This window comes from Parabacteroides hominis, assembly GCF_014287585.1.
GTDB lineage: Bacteria > Bacteroidota > Bacteroidia > Bacteroidales > Tannerellaceae > Parabacteroides > Parabacteroides hominis.
On the sequence record NZ_JACOOJ010000020.1, the window covers coordinates 55,597 to 77,382 of the forward strand.

A 21,786-nucleotide genomic window follows, 5' to 3' on the forward strand; every position below is an offset into this window, starting at 1 on the left:
AGTAATTATTTAGGACGAGCCTCTTTTACTACCATCTGACGGCCTTCGTATTCAGCTTCGTTCAACTCGGCGATCGCTTTCTTGGCTGCTTCATCGTCCGGCATTTCAACGAAACCAAAACCTTTTGATTTGCCTGTTTCACGGTCTTTGATGATCTTTACGGATTCAACCGTACCGTATTCTTCCATTACTTGTTTTAAATCATCTTCCCGAACACGATAGTTCAGGTTACCTACATAAATATTCATAAAAATAGAAAATTAAAAAAATAAAATTGTTACTTAATGAAAGTACTAAACCGGAATTTCGTAACAGTGAGAGATATTCAACAAGTAACGAGTAAATGAAGAAATAAAAAACAATGTTAGGTACGTTCAACGTTAATGTCCTTTCACATCGCAAAGAAATGCATTTATTTTAGATAAACAACATATTAGCTTGGAAAAAATAATATTGCTCCTAAATTTATCCCGGTTATAACAAATTAAGCAAACAATTTGCGAGATTAAAAGAATAAGTCTAATTTTGCACCCTAAAATTCGAACAAGACTATTAATTAAATAAATCATTCAGAATGAACGTTTCGCTTAAAAACATTGATGCCACAAAAGGCATTGTGAAATTAGAAATAGTGAAGGCTGACTATGCTGACAAGGTTGAAAAGAGCCTTCGCAGCTTCCGTCAGAAAGCAGATGTACCGGGTTTCCGTAAAGGGATGGTCCCGATGGGTATGGTAAAGAAAATGTATGGTAAGCATGTATTGGTTGAAGAAATCAACAAATTGGTTTCTGAAAACCTGTACGACTATATCCGTGAAAACAAACTGAACATTTTGGGCGAACCGCTGCCTAACGAAACTGAACAGAAAGAAATCAACTTCGATACTCAGGAAGACTTCGAATTTTGTTTTGATGTGGCTTTGGCTCCGGAAATCAAGATCGAACTGTCCAAAAATGACAAAGTTCCTTATTACCAGGTGAATATCGACAATGAAATGATCGACAAACAAGTTGAGGCTTATCAGGCTAACTTCGGAGCGTACGACCAGGTTGAGGATGTAGAAGAAAAAGACTTGGTGAAAGGCACGGTTGCCGAACAGGAAAACGGTTCTCCGAAAGAAGGCGGTATCGTTGTCGAAGATGCTGTTTTGATGCCGATGTATATTAAGGATGAAGCTGAAAAAGCCAAATTCATCGGTGCAAAGAAGAACTCCGTAATAGTATTCAATCCGAACAAGGCATACGAAGGCGCAGAAGCAGAAATCGCTTCTTTCCTGAAAGTGGATAAAGAAGCCGTCAGCGGTATCACTGGCGATTTCAGCTTTGAAATCGCAGAAGTGACTCGTCATAAGAATGCGGAACTGAACCAAGAATTGTTCGACAAAGTGTTTGGCGACGGTGTTGTCACCAGCGAAGAAGAATTCAAGAACAAGATCCGCGAAGCTCTGGCTGAACAGTTCACTCCGCAGAGCGACTTCAAGTTCCTGGTCGACGCCCGCGACCTGCTGGTCCAGAAAGCCGGTGAACTGGCATTTGCTGAAGACCTGCTGAAACGTTGGTTGCTGATTGCAAATGAAAAGAACACGAAAGAAAAGATCGACGAAGAATATCCTCGGATTATAGAAGACTTGAAATTCCAGCTGATCAAAGAAAATATAGTGAAAGAAAACGGATTGAAAGTTGAAGATGCTGACATCGAAGACTTCGCCAAACGTGTAGCTAAAGCCCAGTTCGCTCAGTATGGAATGCTTTCCGTTCCGGAAGACGTATTGGCCAACTATGCCAAAGACATTCTGAAAAACAAGCAGACATTGCAGAACATCATCGACCGTGCGGTTGAAGAAAAACTGGCAGGCTGGTTGAAAGGACAGGTCGAGCTGGATACAAAAGAAGTAACACCCGACGAGTTTAACAAACTTTTTGAAGAATAAGACTACCTGAAAAAGCAGCTAAGGCTGCTTTTTCTGTCTAAAAAGGGCTTTCTCTCGAAAAAATATCTTACCGGACAGCAAATAAGTTGTTTCTTTCAGAAATTTATTTATAACTTTGTTATTCCGATAAGTAAGAGGGGAATCCCTTTTTTTATGACTTTTCGGTAACACAATAAGACTATAGATTATGGAAGATTTTAGAAAGTATGCAACGAAGCATTTAGGGATGAACAGTAACGCACTGGACAGTTATATGAATATAACCAGCAGTTACATATCTCCGACGATTATCGAAGAGCGCCAATTGAACGTTGCTCAGATGGACGTTTTTTCACGGTTGATGATGGACCGTATCATTTTTTTAGGTACGCAGGTTGACGATTATACGGCAAATGTAATCCAGGCGCAGTTGTTATATCTGGATTCAAGCGATCCGGGCAAGGATATTTCGATTTATATCAATTCGCCGGGCGGCTCTGTTTATGCAGGATATGGCATTTATGACACGATGCAGTTTATCAGTAGCGACGTGTCGACTATCTGCACCGGTATGGCTGCATCTTTTGCTGCGGTATTGCTGGTAGCCGGAACGAAAGGCAAGCGTATGGCGTTGCCTCATTCCCGCGTGATGATTCACCAGCCGTTAGGCGGCGCGCAGGGACAGGCTTCGGATATCGAGATTACAGCCCGTGAAATCCTGAAAGTAAAGAAGGAACTCTACACAATCATATCGACTCATTCCGGTCAGCCCTATGAAAAGGTTGAACACGATAGTGACCGTGACTACTGGATGACGGCAGAGGAGGCTTTGGCTTACGGTATGGTCGATAAGGTTCTGGTTCGTAACAAATAATATTAATGTAAGGGGCAGTGTCAAAAGCCCCTTAAAAAAACAAATACGGAATGGCCAAAACAGGCGATAGCTGTACGTTTTGCGGGCGCAGTAGCCGGGACGTTAATATGTTGATTAACGGAATCTCCGGCGCTATCTGTGATGAATGTGCACAGCAAGCGTACGAAATAGTAAAAGAACAAATGCCTGGCAAGGGGAGTTCTTTCGGGTTGAACCAGAAAGATCTGCCGAAGCCTGAGGATATTAAGGCCTTTCTGGATCAATATGTGATAGGGCAGGACGACGCGAAACGGTATCTGTCGGTTGCGGTGTATAATCACTACAAGCGTTTGATCCAGAAAGTGACATCGGATGATGTCGAAATCGAGAAATCGAATATTATTATGGTGGGAGCTACGGGTACAGGAAAAACGCTGCTTGCCCGTACGATCGCCAAATTGCTTCATGTCCCGTTCGCCATCGTAGATGCGACGGTCCTGACAGAAGCCGGTTATGTAGGGGAGGATATAGAAAGCATTTTGACCCGCCTGCTGCAGGCTGCCGATTATGATGTCGAAGCGGCACAGCGCGGTATCGTCTTTATCGATGAAATAGATAAGATCGCCCGTAAGAGCGATAATCCTTCCATTACCCGTGATGTAAGCGGTGAAGGTGTGCAGCAGGGTTTGCTGAAACTCTTGGAAGGTTCCATTGTCAACGTGCCCCCGCAGGGAGGACGCAAGCATCCGGAACAGAAAATGATTGCTGTGGATACGAAGAATATCCTGTTTGTATGTGGTGGCGCTTTCGACGGAATAGAGAAGAAAATCGCCCAGCGTTTGAATACCCGCGTAGTAGGATACGCCGCAAACGAAAACACAGCGCAGGTGGATCGCAACAATCTGCTGAAATATATCACGCCAACCGATCTGAAATCATTCGGCCTGATTCCGGAAATCATCGGGCGTCTCCCTATCCTGACCTATTTGAACCCGTTGGATAGGAGCACGCTTCGTAATATCCTGACGGAACCGAAGAACTCGATCATCAAGCAATACATCAAATTGTTTGCGATGGATGATATTAAACTGACATTTGACGAGGACGTGTTCGAATTCATAGTCGACAAGGCACTTGAATTTAAGTTGGGAGCACGCGGCTTACGTTCCATTGTGGAGGCTGTGATGATGGATGCCATGTACAGCATGCCGTCCGCAAATAAAAAGAAGCTCCATGTCACGCTGGAGTATGCGAAGGAAAAGTTTGAAAAATCGGACGTAAACCGTCTGCAGATGGCCTGACCGGCGGTTTTTAAAATATAAATAGTATGGCGAAGAAGGATAATTTAACAGAAGAGCTCAAAAAACATTTTGGTTTTGATACCTTTAAAGGTAATCAAAGAGCGATCATCGAAAATGTGCTGGCAGGAAATGATACCTTTGTGTTGATGCCGACCGGAGGAGGAAAATCTTTGTGTTATCAACTGCCTTCTCTTATGATGCCGGGGACGGCCATTGTGATTTCTCCCTTGATAGCCCTGATGAAAAACCAGGTGGATGCCATGCGCAATTTCAGCGAAGAGGACGGGGTTGCCCATTTCATAAACTCATCCTTGAATAAATCGGCTATCGACCAGGTAAAAGACGATATCCGTAAAGGCCGGACGAAGTTGCTCTACGTGGCTCCGGAGTCATTGACCAAAGATGAAAATGTGGAGTTCCTGCGTCAAGTCAATATTTCGTTTTATGCTGTCGACGAAGCGCACTGTATTTCCGAATGGGGACATGATTTCCGCCCGGAATACCGTCGTATCCGCCCGATCATAAACGAAATCGGGAAACGTCCGTTGATAGCCCTGACAGCGACAGCCACTCCGAAAGTGCAGCACGATATCCAGAAAAACTTGGGAATGATCGACGCCTCTGTTTTTAAATCCTCCTTCAACCGTTCTAATTTATATTATGAGATTCGTCCGAAAACGGCGAATATCGACCGCGAGATCATTAAATACATTAAGTCCAAAGAGGGGAAATCCGGTATTATCTATTGCTTGAGCCGCAAGAAAGTGGAAGAGTTTGCCGATATCCTGAAAGCAAACGGCATCAAGGCGCTCCCTTATCATGCCGGCATGGATTCGCAGCAGCGTTCGAACAATCAGGATGCGTTCCTGATGGAAAAAGCAGACGTGATCGTTGCTACCATCGCTTTCGGTATGGGGATCGACAAACCCGACGTGCGGTATGTCATCCATTATGATATTCCCAAAAGCCTCGAAGGATATTACCAGGAAACCGGACGATCCGGCCGTGATGGCGGTGAAGGCCAGTGCATCGCTTTTTATGCCTACAAGGACTTGCAGAAGTTGGAAAAATTCATGCAGGGGAAACCGGTGGCGGAGCAGGAGATCGGCAAGCAGTTGCTTTTAGAGACTGCCGCTTATGCCGAAACGTCCGTATGCCGGCGGAAAGTCTTGTTGCACTATTTCGGTGAAGAATACCTGGAAGAAAATTGTGGAAATTGTGATAATTGTTTGAACCCAAAAAAGAAAGTGGAAGCAAAGGAATTATTAAGCGCCGTACTTGAAGTAATTAGTACGTTAAAGGAAAAATTCAAGGCAGAATATATTGTCAATATGTTGGTCGGCAACGAGACCTCCGAAATACAATCTTACAAACACAATGAACTGGAAGTTTTCGGTTCCGGTTCGGATGAAGAGGAAAAGACATGGAATGCCGTTATCCGTCAGGCTTTGATTGCCGGATATCTGGCCAAGGACATCGAAAACTACGGCCTGTTGAAGATTACGGATAAAGGGAAAGAGTTTATAAAGAAACCTGTCTCTTTCAAGATTACCGAAGATAACGAATTCGACGAAGAGGAAGAAGAAGTACCAGTACGCGGCGGAGCAACCTGTGCCGTCGACCCGATCCTCTATTCGATGATGAAGGATTTGCGCAAGAAGCTGTCCAAACGTCTGGAAGTGCCTCCATTCGTTATTTTCCAGGACCCGTCCCTGGAAGCGATGGCCACCACCTATCCGGTGACATTGGATGAATTGCAGAATATTCCCGGTGTCGGAGCCGGCAAGGCAAAAAGATATGGCAAGGAGTTTGTCGAACTGATCAAGAAACACGTGGAAGAAAACGAAATCGAACGTCCCGAAGACCTTCGCGTCCGTACGGTTGCCAACAAATCCAAACTGAAAGTTTCGATCATCCAGCGTATCGACCGTAAGGTGGCGTTAGACGAGATTGCCTTGACGAACGGATTGGAATTTAACGAACTGCTCGATGAAATAGAAGCGATCGTCTATTCCGGAACCCGTATCAATATCGACTACTTCCTGAACGACGTGATGGACGAAGATCATATCGATGACATTTATGAATACTTCAAGGATTCGGAAACAGACGATCTGGAAGATGCCATCGAAGAATTAGGCGGCGACTATACGGAAGAAGAGATTCGCCTCGTCCGTATTAAGTTCCTGTCGGAAATGGCAAACTAAATAATAATTATTAAAGCATAAGTTCTATGTCATTTATTGCAGACAGAGTGGTCATGGACGGATTAACGTTCGATGATGTATTGTTGATTCCGGCCTATTCGGAGGTTCTCCCCCGGAATGTCGATCTTACGACAAAGTTTTCCCGCAACATTTCTTTGAATATCCCGATGGTTTCGGCAGCCATGGATACGGTTACCGAAGCGAAGATGGCAATCGCGATCGCTCGCGAAGGCGGTATCGGCGTGATCCATAAGAACATGACGATCGCTGAACAGGCCAAGCAGGTCCAGAGTGTGAAACGTGCCGAGAACGGTATGATCTATGATCCCGTCACCATCACGAGAGGCAAGACCGTCGGCGATGCTTTGGGAATGATGAAGGAGTATAAGATCGGAGGCATTCCCGTCGTCGACGAATCGGACCATCTGGTGGGTATCGTCACGAACCGCGATTTGCGTTTCGAGCGGGACATGAACCGTTCGATCGACGAGGTGATGACAAAAGAGAACCTGATCGTCGCAGACCAGTCGACCGATCTGGAAGCAGCCGCCAGCATCCTGCAACAGCATAAGATCGAAAAACTTCCGGTTATCGACAGCCATAACAAGCTGGTCGGCCTGATTACCTATAAAGATATTACACGGGCAAAAGATAAACCGACCGCCTGCAAGGATTCAAAAGGCCGCCTGCGTGTGGCTGCCGGCGTAGGCGTAACCTTCAATACGTTCGAACGTGTGGCTGCTTTGGTTGAAGCCGGTGCGGATGCGCTGGTGATCGATACGGCCCACGGACACTCCAAAGGGGTTGTCGACGTGTTGAAGCAGATCAAATCCCAGTACCCGCATATCGATTGCGTTGTCGGTAATATCGCTACGGGCGAAGCAGCCAGATACCTGGTAGAAGCCGGTGCGGATGCCGTAAAAGTGGGTATCGGCCCGGGTTCCATTTGTACGACCCGCGTGATTGCAGGTGTGGGCGTTCCCCAACTGTCAGCCATCTACGATGTGGCGAAGGCGCTTGAGGGCACAGGCGTCCCGTTGATAGCCGATGGCGGCCTGCGCTATTCGGGTGATATCGTGAAAGCGATTGCAGCCGGCGGATCTTCTGTCATGATGGGATCATTGTTGGCCGGTGTCGAAGAATCGCCGGGCGAAACGATCATCTTCAACGGACGTAAGTTCAAGTCGTACCGTGGGATGGGTTCGTTGGAGGCAATGCAGAAAGGTTCGAAAGACCGCTACTTCCAGGATGTGGAAGACGATGTGAAAAAGCTGGTCCCGGAAGGCATTGCTGCCCGCGTTCCGTATAAAGGCTCGTTGTATGAAGTCATCTACCAGATGGTAGGCGGATTACGTGCCGGAATGGGGTATTGCGGAGCGCATAATATCGGCGAACTGCATAATGCCAAGTTTACGCGTATCACGAATGCGGGAGTCTTGGAAAGCCATCCGCATGACGTGGCTATTACGCAGGAAGCCCCGAATTACAGCCGGGGAGAATAGGTTTTGACTATCTTGTCTTTAACTAACACGAGTCCGGGATAAGGAATATCCGGATATAAACAAAAAAAGGTCGCCCGCATCCCGGCAATGAAGCCGGTTGATACGGAGCAACCTTTTGACAGCAGGTTTTCGGAGGGGGTTATCATCACAAAAAACAAGCTGTTTAAAAACGACTGTCAGATTCTCACGAACGGACAGTTGCACAAAGAAAAACGTATAGTCGTACATGCGTTGCGTTACGACCTTTTGTTTTGATAAATAATATGAATTTATTTTAAAAGAACGCGTCAGGACGCAAAAAAGCGTGAGACTGCCGCGAATTACGCGAATAATGCGGATAAGAAAATAGGTTTCAGGTGTTTAATCCGCGTTATTCGCATAATCCGCGTCAAAATTATATTTGCGTCTATCAGACTCATATTCTCTTAGTTGAGCATTTACGGGTATGAAACCCTGACTAATGATTGATACTGTAAATAGCTATTATCCCCATAATACAATTTCAAGTCATTGTCCAAATCTGTATATACATAGGATGTGATTTTATGGAACAACTTCATATACATCTCCTCGAATTCCATAACATTAGGTTCCAAACTCGCTACCTGAGTAATGGAGTATTCCATAGAGATTTTGCCAGTTGTAGGATTTGTCTTGAATGTACCCCTTATTTGATTTGCGCCGACACGACCTTCAAATTTTTCATTATCTTCAAAAATCAAATATGCATACATGTAATTTCCAGGCGTTGCCAGTTTTTCTCCATTTTCAATGATTGCGCCCAGTTGCCATTGCAGTTCCGCCTCAATCGGAATCTCTTCTTGCGGAGTCTCTTTTTGCGGAGTCTCCGAATCACTGTCACAAGCCATGCAGAGAGCCAGGCAAAATAACAGAGATATTTTTATCAGTAGCTTCAAACTTAGATTTGCCATAGTCCTATTATAATTACAAGTTAAAATATTTCCAACTCCGATTTAGCTTCAAGGCTAACGATTCTCAAAATTAATTAATTATCATGGCAAAACAAAAAGATAACGTCAAAACCGATAAAATTAATCCGTCACAGGCATGCAAAAAATCCGCTTTCCGCATAAACCATCCTTCCGGCAGCATCCGCTTTCTTTTCCCATGCCAGCCCATCATTTGAAAATCGGGACAAAAATCGATAATTGCAGGTCTCTTGTCTCCGTATTGCCAACTACATGATTCCAGTAAATCCGTTTAAATCCATTTTTGTAAGACAGGTCGACTTGGAACCAGTTGAAATCATAACCTACTTTCACAACAAGAGGAATGTCGAATTTATTATCTTCCAAATTAGCTTTGGCTTTCGTATTAAAATAAATTGTCGGTTCCACTCCAATTCCAGCCTTTAACCCTTTCCAAAGTTTATAACCGGCGACAAAATTCAACGATAATCCGTTAAATAATTTTGTATTATCGTAAATAGCGCCCTCCGGTTGCTGTTCACCATTATTAGTGTTATGATAAATTCTTTGCTCTTGGAAAGCTATGTTCACTCTCCTTGCTTGATACAATAGAGCAGCATCAATTAAAAAATGATTTTTAAATTCATACTGGAATTGATATCCGACATTAAAACTAAAACGATGGTCCCATTTCAAATCTCTTTCTCCTGATGATAACAGAGAATTGATTTTCGATTTATGCATCCAACTATCACCTCCACCGGCTACAATCCCCGATTTTAGCTGTGATTGTGATAACATAGGAAACAATAATAAACATGCAAGTAAAATAAATGTCTTTTTCATATCACTCTCTTTTTATGGTTGTTCCAAATGTAATGAAATTATTAACGCTACGTGCTTGTTTTTACAAATTTTGATGAAAAATAAATGAAAATATTGCAGATGTGAAACTAAATGTCCCGCTTAAGAACCAGGCTCGCAGATGGCGCGGATGAAACGGATTAAAGCGGATTTAAATTATTTTATCCGTTAAGATCCGCCCGATCCATGTCATCGGCGAACTGACGCGCAGTTATGCGGCTACAGAAAACGGCCTCGACAATTCGCCGGGCGAAACCGAACTGGCGGCTTTGAAACGGCTGGCGGTGGATGTGCTTGAACCGCTGCGCGAATGCCTCGGTGCGCCGATCATCGTCACCAGCGGTTTCCGCAATCCCGCCGTAAACCGCCTGGTCGGTGGCGTCGCCGCTTCGCAGCACACCAAAGGCGAAGCGGCCGACTGTTATACGCCTCTCGGCGCACGGCATCTGTTGGATGTTTTGCTCGAAAACAAGCTGTCTTTCCCTCATTCTTTTTTCCTCCTGTGCATCGCGGAAAATGTCGGACAGGAGCGTCGCCAGTTCGGACAGCTTGCGCCGGACCACCCGCCTGTCGATCCGGCAAATGGCCGTCCCCGAAAGCCGTGCCGACTTGCAAATTCCGGCTGCCGGACTGCGTGGACTGCCGCCTGCCGCCGTTTACACCGCCAGGAGCGGACAGGCGACGGCGACCGTCCGGTTCCTCCACGACACGCTGTTCGTTTCCGCTTCGTGCGACAGTTTGCAACAATTGGTCTACGACTATCAACAACAGGTCGAACGATTGTCCGTCAGCTCCGAACACGAAGAGAAGACAAAAGAAAGGAGTGGGGGACGGCGTTTTTTATGGGGGATTCTTTTGGCCGTTGCCGCTTATTTGGCAGGGCGGTCACGGTATGAGATGTTTAAATGAAGGCTATATTTGATAAAAAACACTAATTTAACGGGCCTGCGTACTTTTTAGGCTGCATCTCCGTTAGATTAGTGTTATTTTTGTAAACGATATCGTGATATGGTAAAAGAAGGATTAATGAAGAAGTTGCTTGTATTATCTTTGGTATTCGCTTGTATGACAGGAAATGCGCAGATTCCGGCCGACTCGGTCGTGATGACGGTTGCCGGAAAGCAGATCCCGTTGGATGAATTTATTTTTATTGCACAAAAGAATAGCGAAGTGAACCTGTCCGACCGTAAATCCGTGGACGCATACGTGGAGTTGTTCAAAAATTTCAAACTGAAAGTGGCGGAAGCGGAGGATTTGGGGCTGGATAAGACGAAAGCGTTCAAAGATGAATTGGATGGCTATCGGGCCCAATTGACTTCAAGTTATCTGTCGGATAAGGATGGAGAGGAAGCGGCCGTGCGTGCCGTATATGACCGGTATGGCGAAGTGCTGGAACTGAGCCATATTTTGTTCCGCTTGCCGCAGCGTACGTTGTCGAAAGATACGGTTCCCGTGTATCGGAAAGCGATCGAGGCCTATAAGCGTATTCAGGCGGGAGAGGATTTTGCCGCTGTAGGCGAAGAACTGAAAGACGCCGATAAGGAAAATGTCGGCTATGAATATGTACACAGCCTGCTGCCGATGCAAACGGTTAAGGCCTTTGAAAATGTCGCTTATTCGATGCCCGTCGGCTCCGTCTCTCTACCGGTTCGGACGACTATGGGCTTCCATATCATAAAAATACACAGCCGGAAACGGAATCCGGGGTTGGTGCGTGTAGCGCATGTCCTCACAGACTCGTTGGCGCGTGCGGAAGAAGTTTACCGGAAAGCGAAAGACGGAGCTGACTTTGCCGGGTTGGCAAAAGAATATTCGTCTGATGCAGGGTCTGCCAAGCGGGGCGGCGAGCTGCCTGCTTTTGGTGTCGGCGAGATGGTCGAACCCTTCGAGGCGGCTGCTTTCGCCTTGGACACTCCGGGGGAATTGTCCCGTCCGGTGAAAACCCGTTTCGGCTATCACGTCATAAAGTTGATCGAGAAGAAAGGTCTTCCTTCTTTCGATGATAAGAAAAAAGGTTGGTCCCGCCAGATGGCGCAGGGAGAACGGAACTTCGAATATTACGGTGCGTTCGATGAACGGATGAAAAAAGAATACGGCTATCGCTTCTATCCCGAAGCCTATGCCGAACTGCAAGCCTTGTGCAACGACTATTTCCCGTCCGATCCTGCTTTTTACGAGAAGGCGAAAGAGATGGACAAGACCTTGTTCCATCTGAATGGCACGGACTTCCCCCAGAGCGAGTTCGCCTATTATATCCAGCGATGCCCGTTCTCTACAAAATCGTATGCGGGAGATTTCATGCAGGAAGTTTACGACCTTTTTATCCGCGACATCGTGACCACTGCCGAACGTAAGAATCTGACGGCAAAACATCCGGAGTTCGAACTTCTTATGCAAGAATACCGGGATGGCATCCTGTTGTTCGACATCAGCAATAAGGAAGTCTGGAACAAGCCGATGGACCAGCAAGCCCAGGCGGAAGCCGAATGGATCGAGCAGCTCAACCGGAAATACCCGGTGACAATAAACCGGAAGCTGGTGAAGAAAGTGAGTAAAATGGCAAAGAAATAATAAAGGGAAAGTTATATGAGATATTGCTTCATTTTTATAGCATTCGTATCTTTGCTGTGTTCTTGTAAAGGAGCGCAGCCCACGGATGATGCGGATGTGTTGGTAAAAGTGAAGGACCGGACGCTCGGACGTTCGGAGATAAAGCAGTTGATCCCGCGCGGATTATCCTCGGCCGACAGCTTGTTGCTTGCCGAAAGCCTGGAAAAGAAGTGGGTGAAAGATGCCTTGGTCTACGATGTGGCACTGCGCAACTTGGAGGGGGAAGACAAGGCGGAAGTGGATAAGCTGGTGGAGGAATACCGTCATTCGCTGATCCGCTACCGGTATCAGGAACAGTTGATAAGAGAAAGGCTTTCTTCTGAATTTCAGGAAAGCGACAAGCTGAGTTATTACGAAGAAAACCAGAAAAAGTTTGTATTGGACAAGGCTTTGGTGAAAGGCCTCTTCCTGAAGATCCCGGTGGATGCCCCCGGGCTTTCTGATGTAAAGGGATGGTATAGATCGACTTCTGAGGCTTCTTTAGAAAAAATTGAGAAGTATAGTGTGCAGAATGCCAGTATTTATGACTACTTTTACGACAAATGGGTGGACTTTGACCAGGTGATGGATAATATTCCGGTGCATGTGTCGAATGCGAATGACTTCCTGAAGGCAAACAAGTTTGTCGAAGTCTCGGATAGTACATATTGCTATCTGTTGAATATTAAGGAATATCTGCCTGTCGGAGGTGTGGCGCCATACGACTATGCCAGTGCGCAGATCGTGGAGATGCTGACGAATCTGCGTAAGGTGGAATTTTTGAAGAAATTTGAAGAAGAATTATATAATGACGCGGTCAGGAGCGGTGACGTTGAGTTTTACACGGAACCGTGATTGGCAGCTTATAGAGAAGTACATGATGAAAAAGATTTTAACAGTATTCATTCTTGCCTGTTTATCTTGTGTGGTTTATGCACAGGATAATGTGATTGATGAGATAGTGTGGGTGGTAGGAGATGATGCGATTTTGCGTTCGGACATCGAGAGCCAGCGTTTATATCTGCAAAACGAGGGACAACGTTTTGACGGTGACCCTTATTGCGTGCTCCCCGAACAGATTGCCGTTCAGAAACTGTTCCTGAACCAGGCGAAGATCGATAGTGTGGAAGTGAGCGAAAGCCAGGTGATCCAGGAAACGGACCGTTGGATCAATTTCGTGATCAACCAATTGGGTTCCAAGGAAAAAGTGGAGGAATATTTCAGCAAGAAGATTTCCCAGATCAAGGACGAGCGCAAGGAAATGATCATGGAGCAACAGACCGTGGAACAGATGAAACGCCAATTGATCGGGGAGATCAAGCTGACGCCTGCCGAAGTGCGTAAATATTACAGCCAGTTGTCCAAAGACAGTCTGCCTAATATCCCGACAACGGTCGAAGTGCAGATCATCACGATGGAACCGAAGATCCCGTTTGAAGAGACGGATGCCATCAAGGCGCGCCTCCGCCAGTTTACCGATGATATCAACAGTGGGAAATATGAATTCTCGACATTGGCCCGCCTGTATTCGGAAGACCCGGAGTCGGCCAAAAGGGGCGGCGAACTGGGATTTTTGGGGAAAGGGAGCTTGTTGCCTGAGTTTGCCAACGTCGCTTTCAACTTGAAAGACTCGAAACGGATTTCCCAGATCGTGCAGACGGAATACGGCTTCCATATCATCCAGTTGATCGAAAAACGAGGCGACCGTATCAACTGCCGCCATATCCTGTTGAAACCGAAAGTTTCGGACAAGGAATTGAACGACTGTATGACGCGTATGGACTCGTTGTATAACGACTTGACGGCAAAGAAGTTTACATTCGAAGAGGCGGCGACATTCATCTCGGCCGACAAGGACACGAGAAATAACAAAGGTTTGATGGTGAACCAGAAATTTGAAAGCGACAACCACAGCACTCCGAAATTCGAAATGTCCGAGCTTCCGCAGGAAATCGGCAAGATGGTTTATACGATGCAGGTGGGCGACATCTCCAAGCCGTTCACCATGATTAACGACAAGCAGAAAGAAATAGTTGCTATTGTAAAACTGAAAGCCAGAGTGGACCAGCATAAGGCAAATATATCGGATGACTATCAGGCTTTGAAGTCGATCGTCGAATCGCGGAAACGCGAAGAGCTGCTGCATGACTGGATCATTAAGAAGCAGAAAAGCACATACGTGCGTATCAGCGACGGCTGGCGTAATTGTGACTTCCAGTATCCTGGCTGGGTTAAAGAATGAGGACTGTAAATAAATTTATTTTCACAGGTCTGTTTTTACTGTTGGCGGTCTGTGCTTTTGCACAGGCTCAGGATAGCATTGCCCGCGCAGATACGACTGTCATTACCGCACAAGACGTAACGCTTGCCCCTGTGGACAGCCTGGTGGCTGCCGATAGCTTGCAGGTCGCGACGGATACGGTCCCGGCCAAAAAGACGAAGGTCTACCTGATCCATTCCAATACGTTGTCTTTTGACAAGGCGGTCATGCCGGATGCGCAAATCCTGAACGGCGATGTCTGTTTCCGGCATGACAGTTCATATATGTATTGCGACAGCGCGTACTTCTTCGAGCAGACCAATTCGCTCGAAGCGTTCAGCAATGTCAGGATGGAGCAGGGAGACACCCTGTTTGTCTACGGGGATTATCTTTTTTATGACGGAAACACGCAGGTCGCTTATCTGCGCGAGAATGTCAGGATGGAGAACGGGCAGGTGACGCTCTTCACGGACAGCCTCAATTATGAGCGTATTCCGAATATCGGATACTATTTTGATGGTGGTTTGATTGTGGACTCCCTGAATCAACTTTCCTCTTTCTACGGACAATATTCTCCGGGGACGAAGCTGGCAGTGTTCAACGACAGCGTGCAGCTTGAGAACCCCGACTTCACTTTATATTCCGATACTTTGCATTATGATACGGAATCCAAGATCGCTACCATCTTGGGACCCTCTGTCATTGTTTCGGACAGCGGCACGATCCATACTTCAAGAGGATGGTATGATACGGTGAACAACACCTCCCTTTTGCTGGACCGCTCGCAGGTTGAATCGGGAGAGAAGATCCTGATCGGCGACTCCATCTTCTATAACCGGGATACGGGCATGGGAGAGGTCTATGGGAATATGAGCCTGATCGATACGGCCCAGCATGTGACGCTGCAAGGCGAATATGGGTATTATAATGAACAGACCGGATATGCTTTTGCAACCGACAGCGCGCGCTTCCTTGAATATTCGCAGGGCGACACTTTGTTCCTGCATGCCGATACGTTGCAGATGGTGACCATCGACTCTACTTACCGGGAGATCAAGGCCTACTACGGCGTGCGTTTCTACCGGACCGATATGCAAGGCGTTTGCGACTCCATGCAGTTCAACACGCGCGATTCCGTATTATATATGTACACGGAGCCGGTTCTCTGGAACGAACAATATCAACTGTATGGCGATACGATCGCCATTTATATGAATGACAGTACGATCGACTACGCCCATGTGATCCAGTTCGCTTTTGCGGCACAACATGTCGATTCGAGCTACTATAACCAGTTGAAGGGGAACGACCTGAAAGCCTATTTCGAGGGACAGGCTGTTCATCAGATCGATGTGGCGGGAAATGCCGAATCTATTTTCTATCCGTTGGAAAAGGACGGAGCGAAGGTCGGGTTGAATGAGACCAAGAGCGGATTCCTGACGATCTGGGTGAAAGACAATAAACTGGATAAACTGAAAATCTGGCCGAGTCCGGTCGGCAGCATGACCCCGATCCCGGACCTGAAGCCCGACCAAAAGATGTTGAAAGATTTTTATTGGTTCGACTATCTGCGTCCGAAGAATAAGGATGACATTTACGAGGTAGTGAAAAGAAAAGCGACGGAATCACCCAAGAGAAGCAATAAATTCGTACATTAGCAAAGAATTTTCAAACAATAAAAGACTATGGCATTATTCTCATTTTATAATGTGCGGAAACCTCGCCAGTATGCTCACAAGCCGATCTACTGGGACCCTCACAAGGAGGCTATGGAAGATCGCATCCGTAAGGTGAAACGTGAGATTGGCATGGATGACCAGTTAAGCGCAGAAGATTATAAAGCTGAGATCAAAGGTAGCTTTATAGAAGGTACTTCGCATTTGAAGAAAAGCCGCGACAAAGGCGACGATAGCCGGAGTCGTACTTATAAGAATGTGAAACTGCTGGTTGCAGCTGCTGTATTGGCTGCCTTATTCTGGGTTTTGTTTATGCAATGAGCGATATAATTCATTTACTTCCTGACAGTATCGCCAATCAGATAGCGGCGGGCGAGGTTATCCAGCGTCCTGCCTCTGTCGTGAAAGAGCTGGTGGAAAACGCGGTGGATGCCGGAGCCGGACATATTCAGGTGAATATAAAGGATGCCGGTCGTACATTGGTCCAGGTGATCGATGATGGAAAGGGTATGTCCGAGACGGATGCCCGTATGGCTTTCGAACGGCATGCAACTTCGAAGATTTCATCCGCCGACGATCTTTTTTCCCTCCATACGATGGGATTCCGCGGCGAGGCGCTTGCTTCGATAGTGGCGGTCTCGCAAGTGGAACTCCGTACACGCCTGAAAGGAGCCGAGTTGGGTACTCATCTTGTTTTTTCGGGTTCCGAATTAGAGAGCGTCGAACCGGATGCCTGCACTGAAGGGAGTATTTTTTCGGTTAAGAACCTTTTCTTCAATGTCCCGGCCCGTCGGAAGTTCCTGAAGTCGAATGAGACGGAGTTCCGGAATATCATCAATGAGTTCGAACGGATTGCACTGGTCAATCCGCAGGTCGCTTTGTCTCTTTATCATAACGATACGGAGATATTCAACCTGCCTGAGTCCGGCTTGAGGCAACGTATTATTAATGTATATGGAAAAACGCTGAACCAGAAACTCCTTTCTGTGGATGCGCAAAGTTCGCTGGTGACGGTTTCCGGCTTTGTGGGGCGGCCCGATTCGGCAAAGAAGAGGGGAGCTTTGCAGTATTTCTTTGTAAACGGACGTTTCATGAAGCATCCGTATTTTCACAAAGCGATCATGCAGGCTTACGAGCAACTCGTCCCGGCAGGCGAACAACCGAACTACTTTATCTACTTCACGCTCGACCCGGCGGCGATAGATGTCAATATCCATCCGACCAAGACGGAGATCAAGTTTGAAAACGAACAGCCGATCTGGCAAATCCTGATGGCTGCGACCCGTGAAGCATTGGCCAAGTCCAGCGCGATCCCGACCATCGATTTCGATGTGGAAGACGCTATCGATATCCCGGTGTATAATCCCGTGAAGGAAACGGCTTCTCATAAAGCTCCCCGCGTGCAGGTGGATTCCGGATATAATCCTTTTGAAACCTCTTCCTATAAGAAGCCGGAGTTCGACTGGTCCAAGCTTTATAATGATTTCGAGGAAGACCGCGCCGCTGTAGGGCAGGATCCGGCATTAGCCGAAACCCTCTTGGCATCGGATGTTTCCGAACCGGCCATCGAGGCGGACGAAGTGGCTGTCCAGGATGCTTCGGGCAGTTTGTTCAATGATGTGTCCAACCCCTGTTACCAATATAAAGGAAAATATATCCTAACCTCTTTGAAGTCGGGCTTGGCCTTGATCGACCAGCACCGTGCCCATGTCCGTATCCTGTTCGACCAGTACATCGCGAACATCAGGCAGCAGCGGGGCGCTTCCCAGCAAGTCCTTTTCCCTGAGATTGTCGAGTTTACCGCCGGCGAAGCCGCTGTCCTGCCTGCTTTGCTCGAAGACATGCGTTTTATCGGTTTTGATCTGACGAACCTGGGGAATAACAGCTATGCCATCAACGGTCTTCCCGCCGGTGTGGAGAATCTTGATCCGGTGTCTTTGATCCGGAATATGGTGGATCGCGCGATCGAGACCGGTTGTGAAGTGCATGAGGAAATCTGTGATTCGCTGGCGCTTTCTCTTGCTAAAGCGGCTGCTATCCGTCCGGGGAAAATCCTTTCCGGCCAAGAAATGGACAACTTGCTCGCCTCTCTTTTTTCCTGCCAGGAATCGAACCTGACTCCCGATGGAAAGACCATTATCTCGAAATTGACGGACGAAGAATTGGAGAAACGTTTCAGGTGACTTTGCCCCCGCATCGATATAGGAACCGATAGGCATCCGTTGTCGGGTCGATAGGCATGGAATTGGCATCCGATGGGCATCGGTTTCTCGGCTTGCGGGACTCCGATGGAAAATTAATTGTTAATTATTTGTAAATGGATAAAAGGTGCGTCTTGTGAAACGGGAACAAATGCGTACCTTTGCAGCGTTTTAGCGTGAAGTGTGCGAAAAAGAAGGCGCAACTTGTTGATAGTCCGAAAATAATGTGTACCTTTGCAGCTCAAAATAAAGAAATAGATAATTATAATAATAACACATTCAAAGTTTAAAAAAGAAAAGAAATGCCTACAATTCAGCAATTAGTTAGAAAAGGAAGGGAAACTTTGGTGGAAAAGGGTAAATCACCCGCATTGGATTCATGTCCGCAGAGACGTGGCGTTTGCGTACGTGTTTACACTACAACTCCGAAGAAGCCTAACTCTGCAATGCGTAAAGTAGCGAGAGTTCGTTTGACAAATGGAAAAGAAGTAAACTCTTACATTCCGGGAGAAGGACACAACCTGCAGGAACACTCGATCGTATTGGTTCGCGGTGGCCGTGTGAAGGACCTTCCTGGTGTACGTTATCACATTGTACGTGGAACCTTGGATACAGCTGGCGTAAACGGACGTACTCAGAGACGTTCCAAATACGGCGCTAAACGTCCGAAACCGGGACAGGCAGCTGCTGCAGCTAAAGGAAAGAAGAAGTAATTAGTTACATCCCTTCAAACTGAGAATTTAAATTTAAGTATTAAAGCTGGTTTGAGTTATTTGGATAGGCTATAAGGTTGAGTAAATGGTTCAGCGGAACCGTTGAAGACGTATTAAAGGCAACCAAGAAACAAGAACGAAATTTTTGAAAACAAAATGAGAAAAGCAAAACCAAAGAAAAGACAGATCCTCCCGGATCCTGTTTTCGGTGATGTTAAGGTTACGAGATTCGTTAACCATTTGATGTATGATGGCAAGAAAAATACTGCCTTCGAAATTTTCTATTCCGCTTTGGAAACAGTTAAGGCCAAATTGCCTAACGAAGAAAAGTCCGCTCTCGAAATTTGGAAAGCTGCACTCGACAATATTACTCCTCAAGTCGAAGTGAAATCCCGCCGTGTCGGTGGCGCTACTTTCCAGGTCCCTACTGAAATCCGCCCCGATCGTAAAGAATCAATTTCAATGAAGAACCTGATCATCTTCTCACGTAAGAGAGGTGGTAAGACTATGGCTGACAAGCTGTCTGCAGAGATTGTAGATGCTTTCAACAACCAGGGTGGAGCATTCAAAAGAAAAGAAGATATGCACCGTATGGCCGAAGCTAACCGTGCATTCGCTCACTTCAGATTTTAATTATAAAGGCTAAGAAAGAATATGGCAAACGATAAACAATTAATGTTTACAAGAAACATCGGTATCATGGCTCACATCGATGCTGGTAAAACAACTACTTCTGAACGTATCTTGTTTTACACAGGTCTGACCCATAAGATCGGTGAAACGCATGATGGCACTGCTACGATGGACTGGATGGCCCAGGAGCAGGAACGCGGTATTACAATTACATCTGCTGCAACGACTACTTTCTGGAACTATTTGGGCAACAAATATAAGATCAACTTGATTGACACTCCGGGACACGTTGACTTTACAGTGGAAGTTGAGCGTTCTCTTCGCGTACTGGACGGTGCTGTTGCTACTTTCTGTGCCGTAGGTGGTGTGGAACCGCAGTCTGAAACCGTATGGCGCCAGGCTGACAAATATAATGTGCCTCGTATCGGTTATGTAAACAAAATGGACCGTTCAGGTGCAAACTACTACGAAGTTATCCGCCAGATGAAGGAAATCCTGGGCGCTCATCCGTGTCCTATCCAGATCCCTATCGGCGCTGAAGAAACTTTCAAAGGTGTAGTAGACCTGATTAAGATGAAAGCTATTTTCTGGCACGACGAATCAATGGGTGCTGAGTATAGCGTGGAAGAAATTCCGGCAGATTTGCAGGCTGAAGCTGAAGAATGGCGCGATAAGATGCTTGAAGCTCTGGCTGAATGCGATGACGCTATCATGGAAAAATACTTCGACGATCCTTCTACTATCACAGAAGAAGAAATCAACGCTGCTATCCGTAAGGGGACTTTGGCAATGCAGATCAACCCGATGACTTGTGGTTCTTCTTTCAAGAACAAGGGTGTCCAGACGTTGCTGGATGCAGTTTGTGCATTCCTGCCTTCTCCTGAAGATACTCCGGCAATCGAAGGTACTGATCCGAGCGATCCTGAAAAGGTTATCATCCGTAAGCCTGTTTTCGAAGAACCGTTGACTGCTTTGGCGTTTAAGATCGCTACAGACCCGTATGTAGGCCGTCTGTGCTTCTTCCGCGTATATGCTGGTTCTTTAACGGCTGGCTCTTACGTTTACAACACACGCTCTGGCAAGAAAGAACGTATCTCTCGCTTGTTCCAGATGCACTCGAACAAACAGAACCCGATGGAAGCTATCGGTTGTGGTGATATTGGTGCTGGTGTTGGTTTCAAGGATATCCGTACAGGTGATACATTGTGTGACGAAAACCATCCGATCACATTGGAATCAATGGACTTCCCCGATCCGGTTATCGGTATCGCAGTAGAGCCTAAGACTCAGAAAGACCTGGATAAACTGGGTATGGGATTGGCTAAGCTGGCTGAAGAAGACCCGACGTTCCGTGTACAGACTAACGAAGAAACAGGTCAGACTGTCATTAGCGGTATGGGTGAGCTTCACTTGGATATCATCGTTGACCGTCTGCGTCGCGAATTCAAGGTTGAATGTAATCAGGGTAAACCTCAGGTTACTTACAAGGAAGCTATCACAAAATCGGTTGAACTTCGTGAAGTTTACAAGAAACAGTCCGGTGGTCGTGGTAAGTTTGCTGATATCATCGTTCGTATCGAACCGGCTGACGAAAGTTTCGAAGGAACTCTGCAGTTCGTCGATGAAGTGAAGGGCGGTAACATTCCGAAGGAATTCATCCCGTCTGTCCAGAAAGGTTTCGAAAAAGCAATGAAGAACGGTATCCTTGCCGGCTATCCGTTGGATAAATTGAAAGTAACATTGATCGATGGTTCATTCCACCCGGTCGACTCTGACCAGTTGTCTTTCGAAATTTGTGCAATCCAGGCATTCAAGAGCGCTTCCGAAAAGGCAGGTCCTGCTTTGATGGAACCGATCATGCAGATGGAAGTCGTTACTCCGGAAGAAAGCATGGGTGATGTAATCGGCGACTTGAACAAACGTCGTGGACAGGTTGAAGGTATGGAAACAAGCCGTACAGGTGCTCGTATCGTAAAAGCTAAAGTTCCTCTGGCTGAAACATTCGGCTATGTAACAGCTTTGCGTACTATCACTTCTGGCCGTGCAACTTCTTCAATGCAGTTCTCGCACTATGCTCAGGTATCTTCTTCTATCGCTAAGCAGGTATTGACAGAAGTACAGGGTCGTGCTGATTTGATCAAATAATTTA

Annotated in this window: 18 protein-coding genes and 1 pseudogene; 16 read left to right on the forward strand and 3 right to left on the reverse strand. The window is 46.5% G+C overall.

The features are described 5' to 3' along the window. Positions 1 to 5 precede the first annotated feature (5 nt). Entirely contained in the window at positions 6 to 248 is a 243-nt protein-coding gene (gene rbp, locus H8S65_RS11920) for an RNA-binding regulator (RefSeq protein WP_008149986.1), read from the reverse strand. Positions 249 to 574: 326 nt separating this feature from the next. Here rbp and tig point away from each other — a divergent pair, with 326 nt between their 5' ends. The 5 genes from tig to guaB all read left to right on the forward strand — a co-directional run bounded on the left by tig (position 575) and on the right by guaB (position 7,772). Then, entirely contained in the window at positions 575 to 1,930 is a 1,356-nt protein-coding gene (gene tig / locus H8S65_RS11925; protein WP_186930198.1) for a trigger factor, read from the forward strand. 187 nt (positions 1,931 to 2,117) lie between these two features. Next, a complete protein-coding gene (gene clpP, locus H8S65_RS11930; RefSeq protein ID WP_186930199.1) occupies positions 2,118 to 2,783 on the forward strand; it encodes an ATP-dependent Clp endopeptidase proteolytic subunit ClpP in 666 nt (221 codons plus the stop codon). Positions 2,784 to 2,833: 50 nt separating this feature from the next. Continuing rightward, complete coding sequence (gene clpX / locus H8S65_RS11935; protein WP_186930200.1) at positions 2,834 to 4,063, forward strand: ATP-dependent Clp protease ATP-binding subunit ClpX; 1,230 nt, start codon at positions 2,834 to 2,836, stop codon at positions 4,061 to 4,063. A gap of 26 nt (positions 4,064 to 4,089) precedes the next feature. Further along, positions 4,090 to 6,270, forward strand: a complete 2,181-nt coding sequence (gene recQ / locus H8S65_RS11940) for a DNA helicase RecQ (protein WP_186930201.1) — start codon at positions 4,090 to 4,092, stop codon at positions 6,268 to 6,270. A gap of 26 nt (positions 6,271 to 6,296) precedes the next feature. Continuing rightward, on the forward strand, positions 6,297 to 7,772 hold the full coding sequence (gene guaB / locus H8S65_RS11945; protein ID WP_186930202.1) for an IMP dehydrogenase: 1,476 nt from the start codon (positions 6,297 to 6,299) through the stop codon (positions 7,770 to 7,772). Positions 7,773 to 8,209: 437 nt separating this feature from the next. Here the strand turns inward: guaB and H8S65_RS11950 are convergent, their stop codons facing one another. Then, complete coding sequence (locus tag H8S65_RS11950; RefSeq protein ID WP_186930203.1) at positions 8,210 to 8,704, reverse strand: META domain-containing protein; 495 nt, start codon at positions 8,702 to 8,704, stop codon at positions 8,210 to 8,212. A 207-nt stretch (positions 8,705 to 8,911) separates the two neighbouring features. Then, positions 8,912 to 9,547, reverse strand: a complete 636-nt coding sequence (locus H8S65_RS11955) for an outer membrane beta-barrel protein (RefSeq protein ID WP_255489185.1) — start codon at positions 9,545 to 9,547, stop codon at positions 8,912 to 8,914. A gap of 218 nt (positions 9,548 to 9,765) precedes the next feature. Between H8S65_RS11955 and H8S65_RS21060 the strand changes: the two are divergent. The 11 genes and pseudogenes from H8S65_RS21060 to fusA all read left to right on the forward strand — a co-directional run. Beyond that, positions 9,766 to 9,933, forward strand: a pseudogene (locus H8S65_RS21060) (D-Ala-D-Ala carboxypeptidase family metallohydrolase); the annotation flags it as partial. Between the two features lie 148 nt (positions 9,934 to 10,081). Then, positions 10,082 to 10,474: a hypothetical protein gene (locus H8S65_RS21065; RefSeq protein ID WP_255489186.1), complete on the forward strand. Its 393-nt coding sequence runs from the start codon at positions 10,082 to 10,084 to the stop codon at positions 10,472 to 10,474. A 99-nt stretch (positions 10,475 to 10,573) separates the two neighbouring features. After that, positions 10,574 to 12,136, forward strand: coding sequence for a peptidylprolyl isomerase (locus tag H8S65_RS21250; protein ID WP_186930204.1), 1,563 nt, complete (start codon positions 10,574 to 10,576; stop codon positions 12,134 to 12,136). 15 nt (positions 12,137 to 12,151) lie between these two features. Beyond that, a complete protein-coding gene (locus tag H8S65_RS11970) occupies positions 12,152 to 13,009 on the forward strand; it encodes a peptidyl-prolyl cis-trans isomerase (RefSeq protein WP_186930205.1) in 858 nt (285 codons plus the stop codon). Positions 13,010 to 13,031: 22 nt separating this feature from the next. Continuing rightward, entirely contained in the window at positions 13,032 to 14,396 is a 1,365-nt protein-coding gene (locus tag H8S65_RS11975; protein WP_186930206.1) for a peptidylprolyl isomerase, read from the forward strand. Further along, positions 14,393 to 16,072 (forward strand): OstA-like protein, encoded by a 1,680-nt coding sequence (locus H8S65_RS11980; protein ID WP_186930207.1) that lies wholly within the window; start codon positions 14,393 to 14,395, stop codon positions 16,070 to 16,072. Before H8S65_RS11975 ends, H8S65_RS11980 begins: the two co-directional genes overlap by 4 nt. Before the next feature lie 27 nt (positions 16,073 to 16,099). Then, entirely contained in the window at positions 16,100 to 16,411 is a 312-nt protein-coding gene (locus tag H8S65_RS11985) for a hypothetical protein (RefSeq protein ID WP_186930208.1), read from the forward strand. Continuing rightward, positions 16,408 to 18,273 (forward strand): DNA mismatch repair endonuclease MutL, encoded by a 1,866-nt coding sequence (gene mutL / locus H8S65_RS11990; RefSeq protein ID WP_186930209.1) that lies wholly within the window; start codon positions 16,408 to 16,410, stop codon positions 18,271 to 18,273. Before H8S65_RS11985 ends, mutL begins: the two co-directional genes overlap by 4 nt. A 320-nt stretch (positions 18,274 to 18,593) precedes the next feature. After that, entirely contained in the window at positions 18,594 to 19,004 is a 411-nt protein-coding gene (rpsL, locus tag H8S65_RS11995) for a 30S ribosomal protein S12 (protein WP_005634721.1), read from the forward strand. Between the two features lie 156 nt (positions 19,005 to 19,160). After that, positions 19,161 to 19,637, forward strand: coding sequence for a 30S ribosomal protein S7 (gene rpsG, locus H8S65_RS12000; RefSeq protein WP_008149961.1), 477 nt, complete (start codon positions 19,161 to 19,163; stop codon positions 19,635 to 19,637). A gap of 21 nt (positions 19,638 to 19,658) precedes the next feature. Beyond that, entirely contained in the window at positions 19,659 to 21,782 is a 2,124-nt protein-coding gene (gene fusA, locus H8S65_RS12005) for an elongation factor G (protein WP_186930210.1), read from the forward strand. Positions 21,783 to 21,786: the final 4 nt, after the last annotated feature.

Coding starts and splice junctions, on each gene's coding strand:
- rpsG (WP_008149961.1), top strand. CDS start 19,161: ATGAGAAAAGCAAAACCAAAGAAAAGACAGATCCTCCCGGATCCTGTT.
- tig (WP_186930198.1), top strand. CDS start 575: ATGAACGTTTCGCTTAAAAACATTGATGCCACAAAAGGCATTGTGAAA.
- clpP (WP_186930199.1), top strand. CDS start 2,118: ATGGAAGATTTTAGAAAGTATGCAACGAAGCATTTAGGGATGAACAGT.
- recQ (WP_186930201.1), top strand. CDS start 4,090: ATGGCGAAGAAGGATAATTTAACAGAAGAGCTCAAAAAACATTTTGGT.
- H8S65_RS11955 (WP_255489185.1), bottom strand. CDS start 9,547: ATGAAAAAGACATTTATTTTACTTGCATGTTTATTATTGTTTCCTATG.
- H8S65_RS21065 (WP_255489186.1), top strand. CDS start 10,082: ATGTCGGACAGGAGCGTCGCCAGTTCGGACAGCTTGCGCCGGACCACC.
- H8S65_RS11970 (WP_186930205.1), top strand. CDS start 12,152: ATGAGATATTGCTTCATTTTTATAGCATTCGTATCTTTGCTGTGTTCT.
- H8S65_RS11980 (WP_186930207.1), top strand. CDS start 14,393: ATGAGGACTGTAAATAAATTTATTTTCACAGGTCTGTTTTTACTGTTG.
- clpX (WP_186930200.1), top strand. CDS start 2,834: ATGGCCAAAACAGGCGATAGCTGTACGTTTTGCGGGCGCAGTAGCCGG.
- guaB (WP_186930202.1), top strand. CDS start 6,297: ATGTCATTTATTGCAGACAGAGTGGTCATGGACGGATTAACGTTCGAT.
- H8S65_RS11975 (WP_186930206.1), top strand. CDS start 13,032: ATGATGAAAAAGATTTTAACAGTATTCATTCTTGCCTGTTTATCTTGT.
- H8S65_RS11950 (WP_186930203.1), bottom strand. CDS start 8,704: ATGGCAAATCTAAGTTTGAAGCTACTGATAAAAATATCTCTGTTATTT.
- H8S65_RS11985 (WP_186930208.1), top strand. CDS start 16,100: ATGGCATTATTCTCATTTTATAATGTGCGGAAACCTCGCCAGTATGCT.
- mutL (WP_186930209.1), top strand. CDS start 16,408: ATGAGCGATATAATTCATTTACTTCCTGACAGTATCGCCAATCAGATA.
- H8S65_RS21250 (WP_186930204.1), top strand. CDS start 10,574: ATGGTAAAAGAAGGATTAATGAAGAAGTTGCTTGTATTATCTTTGGTA.
- rpsL (WP_005634721.1), top strand. CDS start 18,594: ATGCCTACAATTCAGCAATTAGTTAGAAAAGGAAGGGAAACTTTGGTG.
- fusA (WP_186930210.1), top strand. CDS start 19,659: ATGGCAAACGATAAACAATTAATGTTTACAAGAAACATCGGTATCATG.
- rbp (WP_008149986.1), bottom strand. CDS start 248: ATGAATATTTATGTAGGTAACCTGAACTATCGTGTTCGGGAAGATGAT.